General features: G+C 66.2%; 15 protein-coding genes. 11 read left to right on the forward strand and 4 right to left on the reverse strand.

Annotation, left to right across the window (positions count from 1 at the left end; all coding sequences use genetic code 11):
- Nucleotides 1-6: 6 nt before the first annotated feature.
- Together IPM80_06465 and IPM80_06470 are read right to left on the reverse strand one after the other, a co-directional pair.
- Nucleotides 7-1,860 (reverse strand): transporter substrate-binding domain-containing protein, encoded by a 1,854-nt coding sequence (locus IPM80_06465; GenBank protein ID MBK8958066.1) that lies wholly within the window; start codon nucleotides 1,858-1,860, stop codon nucleotides 7-9.
- Nucleotides 1,861-2,239: 379 nt separating this feature from the next.
- Entirely contained in the window at nucleotides 2,240-2,902 is a 663-nt protein-coding gene (locus tag IPM80_06470) for a nucleotidyltransferase family protein (GenBank protein MBK8958067.1), read from the reverse strand.
- Between the two features lie 253 nt (nucleotides 2,903-3,155).
- On the opposite strand from IPM80_06470, the gene IPM80_06475 reads away from it, so the two are divergent.
- The 10 genes from IPM80_06475 to IPM80_06520 all read left to right on the forward strand — a co-directional run bounded on the left by IPM80_06475 (nucleotide 3,156) and on the right by IPM80_06520 (nucleotide 12,253).
- Entirely contained in the window at nucleotides 3,156-4,100 is a 945-nt protein-coding gene (locus IPM80_06475; protein ID MBK8958068.1) for a KpsF/GutQ family sugar-phosphate isomerase, read from the forward strand.
- Nucleotides 4,101-4,179: 79 nt separating this feature from the next.
- Nucleotides 4,180-4,749, forward strand: a complete 570-nt coding sequence (gene lptC / locus IPM80_06480; GenBank protein MBK8958069.1) for an LPS export ABC transporter periplasmic protein LptC — start codon at nucleotides 4,180-4,182, stop codon at nucleotides 4,747-4,749.
- On the forward strand, nucleotides 4,724-5,539 hold the full coding sequence (gene lptA, locus IPM80_06485; protein MBK8958070.1) for a lipopolysaccharide transport periplasmic protein LptA: 816 nt from the start codon (nucleotides 4,724-4,726) through the stop codon (nucleotides 5,537-5,539). The genes lptC and lptA overlap by 26 nt, the downstream gene beginning before the upstream one ends.
- Complete coding sequence (gene lptB, locus IPM80_06490; protein ID MBK8958071.1) at nucleotides 5,536-6,261, forward strand: LPS export ABC transporter ATP-binding protein; 726 nt, start codon at nucleotides 5,536-5,538, stop codon at nucleotides 6,259-6,261. The genes lptA and lptB overlap by 4 nt, the downstream gene beginning before the upstream one ends.
- Nucleotides 6,262-6,416: 155 nt before the next feature.
- Complete coding sequence (locus tag IPM80_06495; protein ID MBK8958072.1) at nucleotides 6,417-7,943, forward strand: RNA polymerase factor sigma-54; 1,527 nt, start codon at nucleotides 6,417-6,419, stop codon at nucleotides 7,941-7,943.
- Between the two features lie 54 nt (nucleotides 7,944-7,997).
- Entirely contained in the window at nucleotides 7,998-8,291 is a 294-nt protein-coding gene (gene raiA, locus IPM80_06500; protein MBK8958073.1) for a ribosome-associated translation inhibitor RaiA, read from the forward strand.
- A 49-nt stretch (nucleotides 8,292-8,340) separates the two neighbouring features.
- Nucleotides 8,341-9,207, forward strand: a complete 867-nt coding sequence (gene rapZ, locus IPM80_06505; GenBank protein MBK8958074.1) for an RNase adapter RapZ — start codon at nucleotides 8,341-8,343, stop codon at nucleotides 9,205-9,207.
- A gap of 24 nt (nucleotides 9,208-9,231) precedes the next feature.
- Entirely contained in the window at nucleotides 9,232-9,501 is a 270-nt protein-coding gene (locus tag IPM80_06510; protein MBK8958075.1) for an HPr family phosphocarrier protein, read from the forward strand.
- On the forward strand, nucleotides 9,498-11,243 hold the full coding sequence (gene ptsP, locus IPM80_06515; protein ID MBK8958076.1) for a phosphoenolpyruvate--protein phosphotransferase: 1,746 nt from the start codon (nucleotides 9,498-9,500) through the stop codon (nucleotides 11,241-11,243). The genes IPM80_06510 and ptsP overlap by 4 nt, the downstream gene beginning before the upstream one ends.
- Nucleotides 11,244-11,512: 269 nt before the next feature.
- A complete protein-coding gene (locus IPM80_06520) occupies nucleotides 11,513-12,253 on the forward strand; it encodes an OmpA family protein (protein ID MBK8958077.1) in 741 nt (246 codons plus the stop codon).
- Nucleotides 12,254-12,304: 51 nt separating this feature from the next.
- On the opposite strand, the gene IPM80_06525 is transcribed toward IPM80_06520, so the two are convergent.
- On the reverse strand, nucleotides 12,305-13,258 hold the full coding sequence (locus IPM80_06525) for a homoserine kinase (protein MBK8958078.1): 954 nt from the start codon (nucleotides 13,256-13,258) through the stop codon (nucleotides 12,305-12,307).
- Nucleotides 13,259-13,323: 65 nt separating this feature from the next.
- Nucleotides 13,324-13,698: a DUF2782 domain-containing protein gene (locus tag IPM80_06530; protein ID MBK8958079.1), complete on the reverse strand. Its 375-nt coding sequence runs from the start codon at nucleotides 13,696-13,698 to the stop codon at nucleotides 13,324-13,326.
- 121 nt (nucleotides 13,699-13,819) lie between these two features.
- Between IPM80_06530 and polA the strand changes: the two genes are divergently transcribed.
- Nucleotides 13,820-16,528 (forward strand): DNA polymerase I, encoded by a 2,709-nt coding sequence (gene polA / locus IPM80_06535; protein ID MBK8958080.1) that lies wholly within the window; start codon nucleotides 13,820-13,822, stop codon nucleotides 16,526-16,528.
- The last annotated feature ends 76 nt before the right edge of the window (nucleotides 16,529-16,604 follow it).

A 16,604-nucleotide genomic window follows, 5' to 3' on the forward strand; every position in this document is an offset into this window, starting at 1 on the left:
CCGCGCCTAGCTGCGCGGCGGCGCCGGACTGCGCTCGAGACCGGCGGTCAGTGATTCCTGCTGGCGATTGTAGGTGTTGTACAGCGAGCGTATGCCGCGCACGTAATCGACGGCCTCGCGATAGGGGCCGACCGCGCGCTGGTTGGGCTCGCGGCCCATCATGGTTTCCACGTTGCCGAACCAGCGGGTCGGGTCCAGCCCGGCCGCCGCGGCACGTTCACGTGCCAGGACGACGCGCGTCAGGCCGGCGTTGTAGGCGGCCAGCGCGAACCAGGTGCGTTCGCGCGGCGGCAGCTCTTCTTCGAAATGATCGCGCAGCTTTTTCAGGTAGCGCACGCCGCCGCGAATGCCGGCGTCGGGATCGAAGGGGTTGGCGACGCCCATGGCGCGTGCGGTGTCGCGCGTCAATTGCATCAGGCCCAGCGCGCCGCCGGAGGAGCGGGCCGCCGGGTTGAACTGACTCTCGAAATACATCTGCGCGACGATCAGCCGCCAGTCGAAGTCGTAGGTGTCGGCGTAGCGCCGCACCAGGTTGTCGTAGGGCGACAGGCGCGCCAGCGCATTGATATAGGTGAAGCGCGGCTCGTCGAAGTAGCGCTGCGCCAGGATCTGGTAGGTGTCGGTGGCGAACTCACTGCGCGCGAAACCATCGATGGCGCGCAACAGGCCGGTGTTCTGGGCGCGCGTGGTCCACGCATAGTTATAAGAGATCGGCACCGACATGCCGGCTTCCAGCAGAGGATGCAGGGCGCGCAGGTCGGTAATCAGGTGCGCGTCGACGATGGCGGCATCGATGGACCAGTTTTCCAGCTGCTCGGCGAGATAGGTCGGCGGTGTGCCGGGATTGATCACCACCGGCCGGATGGCGATGCCGGCCGCCACCAGCTCCGACAGGGCACGGTGCTCGACCGTGTTGCCGAACACCGCCACGCGTTTGCCGGCCAGCGCCGTCAGGTCGTGCAGCTGGCTGCCGGTGCGGCCGACCAGCACCGAGGCGGAATGGAAATAGCTGCGTCCCTGGGTCAAGGCGCCGTCGGCCGCCACGTCGGCGGCCCGCACGCGGGTGGTGATGAGGTCGCCGGCGCCGCTGCGCAGCCATTCCAGCATCTGCTGGTCGCTGTCCGCCACCAGGTATTCGACGCGCAGCCGGTGTTCGCGCGCGAACAACTGGACCATCTCGTATTCGAAACCGGCCGGGCGGCCGTTACGCACGAAGTAGTTCTGCGCGTCGATGCGCGTGATGGCGCGCAACAGGCCGCGCGACTTGATGGCCGCCAGGTCGCCGTAGTCGGCCTGCGGCGTCAGCACCGCGGCGTGGAAGCGCTGCACGTAGGAATCGAGGGCGTCGCGCAGGGCGGCGCGTTCGGCCGGGAAATACCACACCACCGGGTTCTGATCCGACACCTCGAACAGGGCCTTCAAGTCGGTGTAGTCGGCCAGTGGTTTCTCGTTGGCGCGCGCCGGCGCGATGGCGACGTCGAAGTGGCCGCTGGCGATGCCGGCCAGCAGGGTCTCACGCGGCGTGCCATTGGGCATCAGTACTGGCACGATGCCCGCCACTTCGCGGCGCAGCTGTTCGAACCAAGGCCACAGCGGCGAGGCGACGCTGATCGCGACCTTGAGACCCTTGAGGCCGCGCGGGTCCTCGGCCGCTATCCCTTGGCGGCCGTAGGCGAAGTAGCGGTACGAGCCCATCGAGCGGCTGGGCAGCAGGCTCGCATCGCGCGCCTGTTCCGGCGCGAGGTCGGTGGCGATGACATCGCCCTCGCCCCGCCGCAGGCGTTGATAGAGCTCGTCGGGACGTTCGGCTTCAATCCACTGGATGCCCATGCCGCGGCGGCGCGCGAAATCGGCGAGCATGGCGAACTCTCCGGCGTTGTCCCGGTGCGGTAGATTGATTTCCTGTTGTTTGAGTTTGAGAACGCGAAGGACGGGGGAAGGGGCGCGATCGTCACCGGAGCCGGCGCTGGCGCTGGCGCCATAGAACACGGCCAGCGTCAGCAGGACGGCGATATAGGGTCGATGCCGGTGCCATGCGGCCCACCGGCAATGCATGCGTGAGCGATACTGCATTGCGAGCGACTTCGTTTGGAAACATCCGCGCTTTCTTCGGCAGCGAGGCCCGCTCAAGGGCGTCGAACCGGGGTCTTTTTGTAGGTGCGCGAGCGGCATCTTGGCCGCTGGCACCCGCCCCGTCAACCCTGACCCCTCCCCATTCGGGTAGGTATCCGTCCCAGGCCTATCCCGCTGCGACCGCCGCCCGCGCCGCTGCCAGACGCTCCAGGGTACCGATATCGAACCAGCGTCCCGGGTGAATTTCGCCGCTCAGACGGCCGGCTGCGCTGAGTTCGAACAGCAGGGGCGCGAGCGGAAAATGCGGGGCGGCGTGGTCGCGGAACAGGGCAGGTTCGAACACGCCGATGCCGGCATAGGTGCAGGCATGCGGCGCGCCACGCGTGACACGTGCGCCGTCGAGGTTAAAGTCGCCCTGCGGGTGATGCGGCGGGTTGGGAATGAGCACGAGATGCGCGGCGCCGGCCGGGCGCTGACTGAAATCGAAGTCGTGATCGGTCCACACGTCGGCGTTCACCACCACGAAGGGCGCGTCGCCGAGCAACGGCAGGGCGCGCGCGATGCCGCCGCCGGTTTCGAGCGCGCCTTCCGTTTCGCGCGAGTAGACGATGCGTGCGCCATAGGCCGTGCCGTCACCGAGACGCGCTTCGATGAGCGCGCCGAGATGCGCGACATTGATGACGATGTCACGCAGGCCGGCCGCGCACAGGCGCGTGACATGCCGTTCGATGAGCGTTGTGCCACCGACCTCGACCAGCGGCTTGGGCAGGGTGTCGGTCAGGGGCGCGAGGCGCTGGCCGCGACCGGCGGCAAGGATCATGGCTTTCACAAGGCGCTTCCGCGATTCTCGGCAGGCGTGATTATAGAAGCGTGGCGCGCGGCGACGGATGTCGAAAGACCGGCCGATCTGGCATTATTCGCGGCGTGCTGAATCCGCGCCCGCGCGCGAGTCCACGCGCCGTGGGTCGCGCGCCGTCCCGGTCCCCATCATTCGGAACGTAGCCGCCGCGGCGGCGGTCAAGAACAACGTGAGCCAACATCCCTCGAACAAGCGTGAGCCGGACACGACCGCGCTCCTGGAAATGGGCCGCGCCGTGCTCGAAATCGAATCCCGCGCGGTGGCCGACCTGGTGGCGCGCGTCGATGCCAGTTTCGTGGCGGCGGTGCGCGCCATGCTCGACTGCCAGGGCCGCGTGGTGGTGCTGGGCATGGGCAAGTCCGGCCATGTCGGCGGCAAGATTGCCGCCACCCTCGCCAGCACCGGCACGCCGGCGTTCTTCGTGCACGCCGGCGAAGCCTGCCACGGCGACATGGGCATGATCACCGCCAGCGACGTGGTGCTGGCCTTGTCCAATTCCGGAGAAACCGAGGAGCTGACCACGCTCCTGCCGCTCATCAAGCGGCTCGGCGTGCCGCTGATCGGCATCACCGGCAACGCGCAGTCGACGCTCGCCAGCGCCGCCACCGTGCACATCCTGGTCGACGTGCGCGAAGAAGCCTGCCCGCTCGGCCTCGCGCCGACATCCAGCACCACCGCCGCGCTGGCGATGGGCGATGCGCTCGCCATCGCCATGCTCCAGGTGCGCGGCTTCACCGCGCGCGACTTTGCCCGCGCCCATCCCGGCGGCGCCCTCGGTCGGCGGCTGTTGAAGATCGACGACCTCATGCATTCCGGCAGTGACATGCCGACCGTGCGTCCAGACGCGCCGGTCGCCGCGGCGGTGGTCGAGATGACCCGCTCCGGCCTCGGCTTGACGGCGGTGGTCGACGATGACGGCGTGCTGGTCGGGGTGTTCACCGATGGCGACCTGCGGCGCGTGTTCGAACGCAACCACGACATCCGTGCCGCGCGCATGGACGACGTCATGACCCGTGGCTGCAAGACCGCCGGCCGTGACCTGCTGGCGGCCGAGGCGCTGCGTCTCATGCAGGAGCACAAGATCAATGCGCTGCTGGTGGTGGGCGAGGGCCAACGCCTGATCGGCGTGTTGAACATGCATGACTTGTTGAGGGCGCGGGTCGTCTAGTGCAGCCGCGTCCCGTTCCGCACTTGCAGCGCGCGCCGCGCGCCGTGCGGCGTCAGCCCGAGCCCGCCGGCGCCCCCGCATGAATGCCTGGCTCACCACCCTCGCCGTCATCCTGCTCAGCGTCGGCAGTTTCTGGATGCTGCACCGGCTGGAACTCGAGGAGCGCAACGCCGCCGCGCGGCGCATGCACGAGCCGGACTACTACATCGACGACATGGTCCGTCGCACCCTGGGCGGCGAGGGCCAGCTGGCCAACGTGCTGTATGCCAAGCGCCTCGAGCATTTTCCCGACGACGACTCGACGGAATTGGCCAGCCCGCATCTTGAGATTTACAATGGCAGGCTTGAGCCATGGCATGTCGTTGCCGAGCGTGGCTGGGTGAGTTCGGGTAACGAAGTCGTGCTGCTGCATGGCCCGGTCGAGATCTGGCGACAGAACAAGGCCGGCAAGCGCGTCTACCAGGTGCTGACGTCGGAACTGCGAGTGTTGCCGAAGGAACAATATGCGGAGTCCGACCAGCCGACCACCATCATCGCGCCCGCGACCGTATCCCATTCCATCGGCATGCGCGCCAATTTCGCGCATGAACGCCTCGAACTGTTGAACCAAGTAAGAGCCAGGCATGAAGTCGTCAAGCCGCGGAGTTGAAGAAACTCTGACCCAGCTGCTGCGCCGCCCGCGCATGGCCTCGTGCGCCTCGGCGCTGTTGCTGGCGCTGCTGGCCGGGCCGGCGCATGCGCTGTCGACCGACGCCCAGCAGCCGGTGCAGATAGAAGCCGACTTCGCCGAGCTCGACGACGAAGAGCACACCACGGTGTACGTCGGCAACGTGGTGGTCGACCAGGGCTCGATGCACATGACCGGTGACCGTCTGCGCGTCAACTTCACCGAGAACAAGGACATGAAGGACGCCTACCTCGAAGGCCGTCCCGCCACGTTCAAACAGACCCCCGATCACGACGACGACGTGCACGGCCAGGCCATGCAGATCGAATACCACGCCGACCGTTCGCTCCTGAACCTCATCGAGAAGGCGCGCGTGACCCAGGGCGAGCGGCTGTTCGAAGGCCATCGCATCAACTACGACACCAAGAAGAGCATCATCACCGCGCGTTCGGCGCGCGCCGGCGAGGCCGACAAGGATCAACGCCCGAAGGACGGCAGCGGCCGCGTCACGCATCATCATTCCGCCCAAGAAGAAGCCGCCGGACGCCAGCCCCGCGCCGGCGCCCGCCGCGGCCGCGACCCAAGCTCCCGCAGCGGTGGTCGTGCCACCCGCGCCGGACGGCGATCGCGACGGCGTGCCGGACGGCGACGACAAGTGCCCGGCCTCGGCGGGCGGCGCCAAGGTCAACGCGCAAGGGTGCCGGGTTTCGTCTTGAGCGCGCTGTTCACCGTGTGCCGGCCGACGCCGCGTCCCGACGGGTTGCGCCCATGAGCGTGCTCGCGGTCAGCCACCTGGCCAAGACCTACCGTTCACGGCGGGTGGTCAAGGACGTCAGCCTGACGGTGCAAAGCGGTGAAGTGATCGGCCTGCTCGGCCCCAATGGCGCCGGCAAGACCACCAGCTTCTACATGATAGTCGGGCTCATCGCCAGCGAAGGCGGCTCCATCCACCTCGATGCCGAGGACCTCACGCGGCTGCCGATGGACGTTCGTGCGCGCAAGGGACTCGGCTACCTGCCGCAGGAAGCCTCGGTGTTCCGCAAACTGACCGTCGAGCAGAACATCCTGGGCGTGCTCGAGATCATTGCCGAGTTGAACGACCACCAGCGCCAGCGCCGCCTCGACGCGCTGCTGCAGGAATTCCATATCGAGCACATCCGCCACAACCTCGGCATGTCCCTGTCCGGCGGCGAGCGCCGCCGCGTCGAGATTGCCCGCGCGCTGGCCACCGAGCCGCGCTTCATCCTGCTCGACGAACCCTTCGCCGGTGTCGACCCGATTTCGGTCGGCGACATCCAGCGCATCATCCGCCACCTCAAGCAGATCGGCATCGGGGTGCTGATCACCGACCACAACGTGCAGGAAACCCTGCGCATCTGCGACCGCGCCTACATCGTCAACGAGGGCACCATCATCGCCGAGGGCGATGCCGAGGCCATCCTGTCCGACGAAAAGGTCAGGCGCGTGTACCTGGGCGAGACCTTCAAGCTGTAAAGGCCGGCCGCGCCCGGCCGAAGATCCTTGAAGACGCGCTACGCGCGCGTCCCACAAAACCTATGCAAGTACTGAACCAGCCGCAGCCGGGTGCGCTACTATAGGTCCGAATATCGAGTGCGAAGAGACCATGAGTTGACGGTTGCCGGGAGGATATGAAGCAATCCCTTCAATTGAAGCTCGGCCAGCATCTGACGATGACGCCGCAGCTGCAGCAGGCCATTCGCCTGTTGCAGCTATCCGCCATGGAGCTGTCAGTCGAAATCCAGGAGGCACTGGATTCGAACATGATGCTCGAAGTGGCGGACGGCGCCGATGATTACGAAGACCCGAGCTTCAGCGCCGCCGAACCGACCGCCAGCGCCGCCGGCGACGACTGCGAATTCGAGCCCAGCTTCGAATCGAGCTTCGAAGTGGGTGGCGGCGACCCGGTCGAGACGGAAAGCCGCGCGGTCAGTGAGGATATTCCCGACGAACTGCCGGTCGACAGCGACTGGGACGAAATCTACGACACCCTCACCACGTCCGGCACCACCACCGGCAACCGCGACAGCGAGGACGGCGACTTCGAACGCGCCAGCGTCTCGCCGCCGAGCCTGCGCGAGCACCTCCTGTGGCAGGTCAACCTGACGCCGCTCAGCGACCGTGACCGCGCCATCGCCATGACCATCGTCGACGACCTCGACGCCGCCGGCTACCTGACCAGCACCCTCGAGGAACTGGCGGCCACGGTTGGCGCCGCCATCGACGACGAATTCGAGGCCGACGAAGTGCAGGCCATCCTGCGCCTGGTGCAGGGTCTCGAGCCCACCGGCGTCGCGGCGCGCGATCTGCGCGAATGCCTGCTGCTGCAGCTCGCGCAACTGCCGGCCGACACGCCGTGGCTCGTCGAGACCCGTCGCTGCATATCCGACTACATGGAAATGCTGGCCAGCCGCGATTACAACCAGCTCATGCGTCGCCTGAAGCTGGCGCGCGAGGAGCTCGCCGAGGTCATCGCCCTCATCCAGTCGCTCAATCCGCGCCCCGGCTCCCAGTACAGCGAGGAAGCCACCGAGTACATCGTGCCGGACGTGTTCGTGTACAAGGTCAAGGATCGCTGGCGGGTGGAGCTGAACGCCGAGACCATGCCGCCATTGCGCGTCAACCCCTACTACGCGAGCATGATCAAACGGGCCGACAACAGCGAAAGCAACAATTCGCTGCGTACCCATCTGCAGGAGGCGCGGTGGTTCATCAAGAGTCTGCAAAGCCGCAGTGAAACCCTGTTGCGTGTCGCCACCGCCATCGTCGAGCGCCAGCGTGCGTTCCTGGAACACGGCGAGGAAGCGATGAAACCGCTGGTGCTCCACGACATCGCCGAAGCGCTGGAAATGCACGAGTCGACCATCTCGCGCGTCACAACGCGCAAGTACATGCACACGCCGCGCGGCATCTTCGAGCTCAAGTACTTCTTTTCCAGCCACGTCAGCACCACCTTGGGCGGCGAGGCTTCGTCGACTGCCATCCGCGCGGTGATCAAGAAACTCATCGCCGCCGAAAACGTGCAGAAGCCCCTGAGCGACCACAAGATAGCGGAGCTCTTGTCCGAACAGGGCGTGCAGGTGGCGCGCCGTACCGTCGCCAAGTACCGTGAAGCGATGTCGATCCCGCCTTCCAATGAACGAAAGCGGATCGCTTGAGCGGCCCGCCGCCGCCAATCAGAATCAATGAGACCAGTCCAGCAGGAGACAGCCATGCATATCAAAGTCGATGGGCGCCACGTCGAAGTCACTGACTCGATGAACGACTACATCCAGACCAAGCTCGGCCGCATCGAGCGTCATTTCGACCACCTCGTGAACGTACACGTGGTGTTGGGGGTGGAAAAGCAGCGCCAGATGGCGGAAGCCACCATCCATGTCGCCGGCAACGACATCCACGCCCACAGCGAGGATGACGACATGTATGCCGCCATCGATTCGCTGGTCGACAAGCTCGACCGCCAGATCAAGAAGCACAAGGAAAAGGTCACCAACCACCGCGGCTGAAGCAGCGTTTCATGCCGCCGGTCAGCACCCGCAGCCCACGGTCCGCGCGATGAGCGAGGGCCGACGATTCCTGATCGTCTCGGGCTTGTCGGGTGCTGGCAAATCGATTGCGCTGCACGCCCTGGAAGACGCCGGCTATTACTGCGTCGACAACCTGCCGGTCGGCATCCTGGTCAATTTCGCGCGCTTCATCGCCGATCAGAACCAGCCCCACTTCGACAAGGTCGCGGTCGGCATCGACGCGCGCAACCAGCCCAATGCGCTGGCCTCCCTGCCCGGCGTGATGGACCGCCTCGCGCTGGAAGCCGCGCAGGCCGAGCTGATATTCGTCGATGCCAGCGACGAAACCCTGCTCAGGCGTTTCAGCGAAACGCGCCGCAAGCATCCATTGTCGTCGGAGGAACGGCCGCTGGCCGACGCCATCGCGCTCGAGCGCAGCCTGCTCGATCCGCTGGCGATGCGCGCCGACATCCGCATCGATACCACCCGCACCAACGTGCATGAGTTCCGCGCCGCGATTCGCGAGCTCATCACCAAGCGACCGAGCGGTTCGCTGGCCCTGCAGTTCCAGTCCTTCGGCTTCAAACACGGCGTGCCCAGCGACGCCGATTTCGTGTTCGACGTGCGCTGCCTGCCCAATCCCTACTGGGATTCGCAGCTGCGCGATTATTCGGGCTGCGACGCGCCGGTGCGGGATTTCCTCGATGCCGCGCCGATGGTGCAGCAGATGGCGAGCGACATCGGTCGCTTCCTGGAAACCTGGGTCGAACAGTTCGAAGAGGTCAATCGCACTTATCTCACCATCGCTTTCGGCTGCACCGGCGGGCGTCACCGCTCGGTGTACATGGCCGAGCGCATGGCGCGAGAATTCGCGGCGCGCGGCAAACGCGCCGCCATCAGTCATCGTGATCTTTAACGGTACGTCCCGGGACCGCACTTCATGCCTACAGCGCAACTCGTGATCATCAACCGGCTCGGCCTGCACGCGCGTGCCGCCGCCAAATTCGTGCAAACCGCCGCCCATTACGGTTGCGACGTGGCGCTCAGTAAGGGCGGCAAAAAGGTCAACGGCAAGAGCATCATGGGCGTGATGATGCTGGCTGCCGCGCAGGGCGCCGAGATCGAGATCTGCACCACCGGCGCCGACGAGCAGGCGGCGCTCGACGCGCTGGCCGCGCTCATCGCCGACAAGTTCGGGGAGCCTTCATGAGTTTTTCGCTGCACGGGGTTGCGATCTCGCGCGGTATTGCCATCGGCCGCGTGCACATCGTCGAGCGCAACCAGCTCGACATCGCCGAGTACCACCTCGACGCCAGCGAGGTCGACGCCGAGGTCGAGCGCCTGCACGCGGCGGTGGCGCTGGCCAAGCATCACCTGCGCGAGATTCGCGCGCATATCCCGCCCGGCACGCCGGCCGAGATCGTCGCCTTCATCGACACCCACATGCTGATGCTCGACGACGCCGCGTTCAACGACGAGCCGGCGCGCATCGTGCGCGACAATCGCGTCAACGCCGAATGGGCGGTCAAGCTGCAGCGCGATTCGCTGATCGCGGTGTTCGAGGAGATGGAAGACCCCTACCTGCGCACGCGCAAGGACGACGTCGACCACGTGGTCGATCGCATCTTCCGCAACCTGCTGCGCCATCCGCCGCTGCGTCACGAGCTGCCGGATCAGAAGCTGAAGGGCATGATCATCATCGCGCGCGATCTCGCGCCGACCGACCTGGTGCTGCTGCAACACCACGGCGTGGCGGGATTCGTCACCGAGTTCGGCGGCCCGACTTCCCACACCGCGATCCTGGCGCGCAGTCTCGGCATTCCGGGCGTCGCCGGCCTGCATCACGCGCGCCGCTACATCCAGGAAGAGGAAATAATCATCGTCGACGGCGACGATGGCGTGGTGCTGGGCGGCGCCGATGAGCGCGTACTGGCGCAGTATCGCTCGCGCCAGGCGGAGCGCGTCAGTTACGTCGAAAGCCTGCAGGTGCTGCGCGACGCGCCGACCGTGACCCTCGACGGGCGGGTCATCCACCTGCACGCCAACGTCGAACTGGCGGAAGACTTCAAGAGCGTGCGCGAAGTGGGGGCCGACGGCGTCGGCCTGTACCGCACGGAATTCCTGTTCTTGAATCGCGCCACTTACCCCGACGAAGACGAGCACTTCAATACCTATCGGCAAATGATCGATGCGCTGGGAGGCCTGCCCTTCACCATACGCACGGCCGATCTCGGCGCCGACAAGATGCCGGATACCGGGGTCGCCAACATTCCCTTCGCGGCCAATCCGGCGCTCGGTCTGCGCGCCATCCGCCTGTGCCTGCGCGAGCCCTCGCTGTTCTGGCCGCAGCTGCGCGCCATCATCCGGGTGTCGGCCTTCGGGCCGGTGCGCATGATGATCCCGATGCTGTCCAGCGTCGACGAAGTGCACCAGGTGCTCGACATCGTCGGCACCATTCGCAACGAGTTCACGCGGCGCGGCATCGCCTTCGATCCCGCGATGCCGATAGGCGGCATGATCGAGGTGCCGGCGGCGGCCATCTGCGCCGACGTGTTCGCCCGTCACCTCGACTTCCTGTCGATAGGCACCAACGACCTCATCCAGTACGCGGTCGCCATCGACCGCGTCAACAACGAGGTCAGCTACTTGTACGACCCGTTGAACCCCGGCGTACTGCGCTTGGTGGCGACCACCATCGGCGCCGGACGCAGCGCCGGCATTCCGGTCGCGATGTGCGGCGAGATGGCCGGCGACGTGCGTTACACGCGCCTGTTGCTGGGCCTCGGCCTGACCGAGTTCAGCGTTCATCCGGCCGCGCTGCTCGAAATCAAACACATCGTCACCCATACCGACGTGCGTCACGCCGAGGCCCTGGCCCAGGAGTTCCTCTCGGACTCGCGCCTCGAGCGTCGCCGGGAATTGCTGCAGGCGCTGGAAAACGGCGCGCACTGAGCGGCGCTCGTGTGGTTTCGGCCACAGCAGGCGCGCGCCTCGCGCGCCGCTCCCGGCCCTCGCAAAACCGCGCGCAAGGCCCGGCAACCAGGGAGCTTTCAGCGCGGCGCGGCCGCTCTAGGCATCGATATTTTTTGTGTTATCATCCCTGTTGCCGTTTCGCCGTCGCATTTCTGCAACAAGACGAAGCGATGGAATGCTTGGGATCGGCACCGTGAGCGGTGCAATGACGGCTCAACTACAAACTGAATCTAGTGGGGACTTCGGCGATGAATAAACTTTACCGAATTGCGCTCGTTCTGCTCATGGCCGCGCTGGCCGCGGGCTGTGCGAACCAGGAGATCAAACCGGCCACCGTGCTGTGCCCGTTGCTCGGCGCAACACTCGGCGCGGGCGTCGCCGCAGGTGTCGGCGGTGACGATGCCGGCCCGATGGCCGCGGGCGCCGTGCTGGGCGCCACCGCCGGTTACTTCCTGTGCCGTGAGAAGCCGGCCGCGCCGCCGGCCCCCGCGCCGGCCCCGGCTGCCGCTCCCGCCCCGGCGCCGAAGCCGGTTGCCGTTGCACCCAAGGACTCCGATGGTGACGGCGTCATCGACCCCAATGACAAGTGCCCGGGTACCCCGGCCGGCGTCAAGGTCAACGCGGAAGGCTGCCCGGAAGTCGGTTCGACCCTCATGTCCCTGCAGGGCGTGAACTTCGACTTCGACAGCGCCAAGCTGAAGGCCGAGTCGACCACCATCCTCGACCAGGCGGTGGACGTGCTGAACCAGCAGGCCGCCGTGTCGGTGCGCGTCGAAGGTCACACCGACAGCCGTGGTTCCGATACCTACAACCAGGCGCTGTCCGAGAAGCGCGCCAAGTCGGTGATGGACTACCTGGTCGGCAAGGGCATCAGCGCCGCGCGTCTGACCTCGGCGGGCTTTGGTGAGTCGAAGCCGGTGGCGCCGAACGATTCGGCGGCCAACATGGCCCAGAACCGTCGCGTCGACCTGGTCGTGACCAACAACTGAGTCCAGCGCTCAGGTGACGAAAAGGCCCGGCTCTGCCGGGCCTTTTTGTTTTCAGGGAAGAATTTTTTCGAAAGCGGCGGCGTCGCCGCGACCGTGCAACAGCACGCGCTTGAATGGCTGCGGATCCTTGATGTGCACCAGCGCGCCGTCACGCGGAAAATGCAGGTCTTTCAGGCGCGACAGCCAGAAGCGCAATCCAGCGGCGCGCAGCGCCGGCATCCACGCCGACTTTTCCTCGGCCAGTAGCGGCCGCACCTCGTCATAGGCGCCCAGCAGCGCCGCCGCCAGGTCGCTTTGCAGCGCCAGTTTGTGGTCATCGAAGCACCAGTCGGCGACGGCTACCGCGAGGTCGTAAACGAAGGCGCCGCTGTGGGCGTAATAGAAGTCGATGAGGCCGGTCAGGCGCTCGGCCTCGAACAGGGCGTTGTCACGGAACAGGTCGGCATGGATGACGCCGGCCGGCAGGCCGGCGAAACGGTCCGCGCGGAACTCGTGCTCGGATTCCCATAGCAGCGCGCGATCGGATTCGTCGAGGCAGGGCGCGACCTGCCGCGCGGTGGCCGCGCGCCACGCGGGGCCACGATCGTTGTCCCGCCGCGGCGCGAAATCGAGCGTCGCGAGATGCATGCGCGCCATGGCGGCGCCGATGGCGCGGCAGTGGGCAATCCCGGGATGGGCAATGCTCGCGCCGGGCAGGCGCATGACCAGCGCCGCGGGCCGGCCTTTCAGTTCACGCAGGTAGCGGCCGGCGCGATCGGCCAACGGGTGGGCGCTCGGCACCCCGTGTTCGGCAAGATGCGCCATCAGCGCCAGGAAGAACGGCAGTTCGGCGGCCGGCGTGAATTCGAACAGGGTCAGCACATAGGCGCCGGCCGTGGTCGAGACGAAATAATTGGTGTTTTCGATGCCGGCGGTGATGCCACTGTAGTCGCGTAGCGTGCCGACCTCGTAGTCGGCCAGAAAGGCTTCGAGTTCGTCGCGCTCGATGACGGTGTAGACGGACATGCCGCGACCGGGGCTAAGTCCGCGCACTCGCCGGCGCGCGGACGTGAGGGGTCAGATGCGCCGGCTTACCAGCTCAGGATCACCCACTGCGGCGCACGCGGTTCGGCGCCGCGCCCATTGATCTTCGATTCCATCAAGCCATCGCCATCGCGATCGACGAAGTAATAGGGCGGGCCGACGAAGGGCATGACCTTGACCATGTAGAGACGGCCGTTGAGTCGATATTCTTCGACCTTGGCGTCCTTGCGCTGCACGATGGTGACTTCGGGCTCGGGGCCGCTCGCGCTGGACGCCGGATCGTCGTCCTGGTCGGGCACCGGCACGGTGGCCGCGGGCGGCGGTGGCGGCACTTCGCCGAATTTTGCGTTGTCGTCGGCAGCCACGCACACGAGCGGCGCGGCAAGACTGCTGACAAGAAGGGCGACTAGAGTTGCTCTCATGGGGTACTCGCAGGCATTGCCTTGGCGCTTGATTGCCCGCGTAGAATACCATCGAATCCCGCACGGAATCACGGCAGCCATTGCCGTGCGGTGACACGGTTCCGCTCGAGGCACACACTTCATGTCCCAGTTGCTCGTCCTGGTCGACGGCTCGTCGTACCTGTATCGCGCTTTTCACGCCTTGCCCGCCTTGAACAATTCCAAGGGCGAGCCCACCGGCGCGATGCATGGCGTGATCGCGATGCTGCGGCGCTTGCGCAACACCTATCCGACCGAACACTTCGCGGTGGTATTCGACCCGCGCGGGCCGACCCACCGTGACGAGTGGTTTCCTGATTACAAGGCGCATCGACCGTCCATGCCCGACGATCTCGCCGCCCAGATCGAACCGCTGCACGACATGATCAGGGCCATGGGCATGCCCCTGCTGCAGCTGCCGGGCGTGGAAGCGGACGATGTCATCGGCTCGCTCGCGGAACAGGCACGCGTGGCCGGCATGCAAGTGCTGATCTCGACGGGCGACAAGGATCTCGCGCAACTGGTCGACGAGCAGGTCACGCTCATCAACACCATGGACAACACCACGCTCGACCCGGCCGGCGTGCTGGCCAAGTTCGGCGTGCCGCCCGAGCGCATCATCGACTACCTGACGCTGGTCGGCGACAGCGTCGACAACGTTCCCGGCGTGCCGATGGTCGGCCCCAAGACCGCCTGCAAATGGCTGAACACCTACGGTTCGCTCGACGGCGTGATCGCGCACGCCGCCGACATCGGCGGCAAGGTCGGCGACAACCTGCGCGCGGCTCTCGCGCAGATCCCCCTGTCGCGGCGCCTGGTGACGGTGATGCGCGACATCGACACCGGCATCCACCCGCAACAACTCAAGCTGGCCGCACCGGACGACACGCGCCTCACCGAGCTGTTCCAGCGCTACGAATTCAACAGCTGGTTGAAGGACCTGCGCGGGCGTCAGCTCGAGGAGGCGAGCGCCGAGGCGCCACCACCACCGCCGCCGCAAACCACCGCCGAGTACGAAACCGTGCTCGACATGGCGCGCTTCGACGAGTGGCTGGCCGAGCTGGCCGCCTCGGAGCTGTTCGCCTTCGATACCGAGACCACCAGCCTCGATTACATGCAGGCGCGCCTGGTCGGCGTGTCGTTCAGTCATACCGCCGGCCGCGCCGCCTACGTGCCGCTCGCGCATGACTATGTCGGAGTGCCGCCGCAGCTCGACCTCGATACCGTGCTGGCCAAGCTCAAGCCGCTGCTGGAAGCCGAAACGCCGCGCAAGGTCGGCCATAACCTCAAGTACGACCGCAACGTGCTGCTCAATCATGGCATCGACCTGCGCGGCATCGCCTACGACACCATGCTCGAGTCCTACGTGTTCAACAGCACCGCCGGTCGCCACGACTTCGACTCGGTGGCGTTGAAGTATCTCGGTCACCACACGATTCATTACGAGGACGTGGCCGGCAAGGGCGCCAAGCAAATCGGCTTCGAGCAGGTGGCGCTGGAACAGGCCGGACCTTACGCGGCGGAAGATGCCGAGGTATGCCTGCGTCTCCACCAGCACCTGTACCCGCGCATCGAGGGTGAAGCGAGCCTCGAGCGCGTGCTGATGGAAATCGAAATGCCGCTCTTGCCGGTGCTGGCGGCGATGGAGCGGCGCGGCGTCTTGATCGACGGCGATTTGCTGCGCGAGCAGAGCGCGGAACTCGATGAACGCATGCGCGAAATCGAAGCGCGCGCGCACAACGAAGCCGGAGAAGTGTTCAACATCGGTTCGCCCAAGCAGATCCAGGCCATCCTGTTCGACAAGCTCAAGCTGCCGGTCTTGTCCAAGACGCCGACCGGGCAGCCGTCGACCGCCGAATCGGCGCTCGAAGAGCTGGCCGCCGAGCACGCGCTGCCCAAGCTCATCCTCGACCACCGTTCGCTGTCGAAGCTGAAGTCCACCTACACCGACAAGTTGCCCGAGCAGCTCAATGCCGTGACCGGTCGCGTGCACACCAGTTATCACCAGGCCGTGGCCGCGACCGGACGCCTGTCATCGACCGATCCGAATCTGCAGAACATTCCCATTCGCAGCCACGAGGGGCGGCGCATCCGCCAGGCCTTCATCGCGCCGCCGGGGCGGTTGCTGATTGCCGCCGACTATTCGCAGATCGAGCTGCGCATCATGGCCCACCTGTCCGGCGACGCCGGCTTGACCGCCGCGTTCGCCAGTGGCCAGGACGTGCACCGCGCGACCGCCGCCGAGGTGTTCGGCGCCACCCTCACGACGGTCAGCGATGAGCAACGCCGCGCCGCCAAGGCCATCAACTTCGGTCTCATCTACGGCATGTCGGCGTTCGGCCTCGCCCGCCAGCTCGGCATCGACAGGGGCGCCGCCCAGGCTTACATCGACCGCTATTTCGAGCGCTATCCCGAGGTCCGGGCCTACATGGACAGGATCCGCGCCCTGGCCCACGAGCAGGGTTACGTCGAAACGGTATTTGGTCGGCGCCTGTACCTGCCCGAGATCAACACCCGTAACGTGCAACGTCGCCAGTACGCCGAGCGCACCGCCATCAACGCGCCCATGCAGGGCACCGCCGCCGACATCATCAAGCGCGCCATGATCGCGGTCGCGGCCTGGCTTGAACGTGACGCGGTGCCGGCCGACCTCATCATGCAGGTGCACGACGAACTGGTGCTGGAAGTCGACGTCGCGGCAGCCGACACGGTGGCCGCGCGCCTGGCCGAGATCATGACCGGCGCCGCCGAGCTGGCGGTACCGCTGGTGGTCGACGTCGGTCGCGGGCAGAATTGGGACGAGGCGCACTGAGCACGGGGCGCGGCACTGGACGATCTTCGAAAGTCCTTGTGCTAACATTTCCCGAGCGCTTGAAAACAAAGCCGCC

It is taken from the genome of Pseudomonadota bacterium (assembly GCA_016719885.1).
Lineage (GTDB): Bacteria > Pseudomonadota > Gammaproteobacteria.

What these genes read in the sequence shown, in the direction of transcription:
- IPM80_06465 (MBK8958066.1), bottom strand. Translation starts at nt 1,860, where the DNA reads ATGCTCGCCGATTTCGCGCGCCGCCGCGGCATGGGCATCCAGTGGATT.
- IPM80_06475 (MBK8958068.1), top strand. Translation starts at nt 3,156, where the DNA reads ATGGGCCGCGCCGTGCTCGAAATCGAATCCCGCGCGGTGGCCGACCTG.
- lptC (MBK8958069.1), top strand. Translation starts at nt 4,180, where the DNA reads ATGAATGCCTGGCTCACCACCCTCGCCGTCATCCTGCTCAGCGTCGGC.
- lptA (MBK8958070.1), top strand. Translation starts at nt 4,724, where the DNA reads ATGAAGTCGTCAAGCCGCGGAGTTGAAGAAACTCTGACCCAGCTGCTG.
- lptB (MBK8958071.1), top strand. Translation starts at nt 5,536, where the DNA reads ATGAGCGTGCTCGCGGTCAGCCACCTGGCCAAGACCTACCGTTCACGG.
- IPM80_06495 (MBK8958072.1), top strand. Translation starts at nt 6,417, where the DNA reads ATGAAGCAATCCCTTCAATTGAAGCTCGGCCAGCATCTGACGATGACG.
- raiA (MBK8958073.1), top strand. Translation starts at nt 7,998, where the DNA reads ATGCATATCAAAGTCGATGGGCGCCACGTCGAAGTCACTGACTCGATG.
- rapZ (MBK8958074.1), top strand. Translation starts at nt 8,341, where the DNA reads ATGAGCGAGGGCCGACGATTCCTGATCGTCTCGGGCTTGTCGGGTGCT.
- IPM80_06510 (MBK8958075.1), top strand. Translation starts at nt 9,232, where the DNA reads ATGCCTACAGCGCAACTCGTGATCATCAACCGGCTCGGCCTGCACGCG.
- ptsP (MBK8958076.1), top strand. Translation starts at nt 9,498, where the DNA reads ATGAGTTTTTCGCTGCACGGGGTTGCGATCTCGCGCGGTATTGCCATC.
- IPM80_06520 (MBK8958077.1), top strand. Translation starts at nt 11,513, where the DNA reads ATGAATAAACTTTACCGAATTGCGCTCGTTCTGCTCATGGCCGCGCTG.
- IPM80_06525 (MBK8958078.1), bottom strand. Translation starts at nt 13,258, where the DNA reads ATGTCCGTCTACACCGTCATCGAGCGCGACGAACTCGAAGCCTTTCTG.
- IPM80_06530 (MBK8958079.1), bottom strand. Translation starts at nt 13,698, where the DNA reads ATGAGAGCAACTCTAGTCGCCCTTCTTGTCAGCAGTCTTGCCGCGCCG.
- polA (MBK8958080.1), top strand. Translation starts at nt 13,820, where the DNA reads ATGTCCCAGTTGCTCGTCCTGGTCGACGGCTCGTCGTACCTGTATCGC.